Source organism: Streptomyces sp. NRRL S-350 (assembly GCF_000719705.1).
Classification (GTDB): domain Bacteria; phylum Actinomycetota; class Actinomycetes; order Streptomycetales; family Streptomycetaceae; genus Kitasatospora.
On sequence record NZ_JOHO01000170.1, the window covers coordinates 1 to 1,136 of the forward strand.

Consider the following 1,136-nt stretch of genomic DNA (forward strand, 5'->3'; position numbering starts at 1 on the left):
TGGTCCTCGCGGACATCACCGGCGACGGCCGCGCGGACTACCTCCTCACCAACTCCGGCGGCTCCGTCAACGCCTACGTCAACAACGGCGGAGACGGCCACGGAGGCTGGACCGACTACGGCCGCATCGCCGCCGGCGCCTAAACATCCGCTGCCCCCAAAGTCACGAAGGCCTTCTCAACTCCGATGAAACGCTTCGCACAGGCTGGACTCGCCGCACTGGCGATCCTCTCCGGCCACGTCCTCACCATGCCAGCCGCCAACGCAGCCACGCCTCCCACCGCCCCGCCACTGCGGGTGATGCCGCTGGGTGACTCGATCACCGCCGGCTCTGGCGGCTCGACAGGCGCGGGCTACCGCCTGCCGCTGTGGAACACCCTTGCGGGACAGTCTCGGTACACCGTCGACTACGTCGGTTCCCAGAGCTTCGGAAACGTCCCGGACCCCGACAACGAGGGCCACAGCGGATACCGCGTCGGCGACATCCGTGCCGGCATCGACGGCTGGGTCTCCGCAGCCACCCCCGATGTCGTTCTGCTGCACATCGGCATCAACGACCTCGACCGCGACCCCGACCCCGACCCGGTGGCGGCCGCGAACCGCGCCGCCGCCGCGTTTACGGAACTGGCCACCCGAATCTTCGCCGACCGACCGGGCGTCACCGTCCTGGCCCAGGGGCTGATCCCCACCACGCAGAACCTTCAGACCGGTGTCCAGACCTATAACGCCGACATCAAGGCGCTGCAGTACGGGGCACTGTCCGGGCAGAAGTTCCGGTACCTGGAGCCCCCGGCACTGACGTCCACCGAGATGAACGACCGCCTGCACCCGAACGACGCCGGGTACACCCGGATGGCCGGCGTCTTCTTCAAGGGGCTGGACCAGGCCTTCACCGACGGACTTACGCAACGCCCAGCCGCACACCACGCGGGTACGGAGGCGGGGACGGGCCGTGTCCGGTGGGCGGATTTCGACGGGGACGGCAAGGCGGACTACTGGATCGTCAATCCTGATGGTTCGGTGCACCCGGCCTGACGACCGATTCGAGCCGGGTACGGTTCGCGGACTGGGACGGCGACGGCAAGGCGGACTACATCCTGGTCAATCCCGGCGGTTCGGTGCGGGTGTACCTGAACA

Annotated in this window: 1 protein-coding gene; it reads left to right on the plus strand. The window is 68.2% G+C overall.

Features of this window, described 5'->3' with window-relative positions; genetic code table 11:
• Positions 1-185: 185 nt before the first annotated feature.
• On the plus strand, positions 186-1,034 hold the full coding sequence (locus IF30_RS42850; protein WP_051712275.1) for a GDSL-type esterase/lipase family protein: 849 nt from the start codon (positions 186-188) through the stop codon (positions 1,032-1,034).
• The last annotated feature ends 102 nt before the right edge of the window (positions 1,035-1,136 follow it).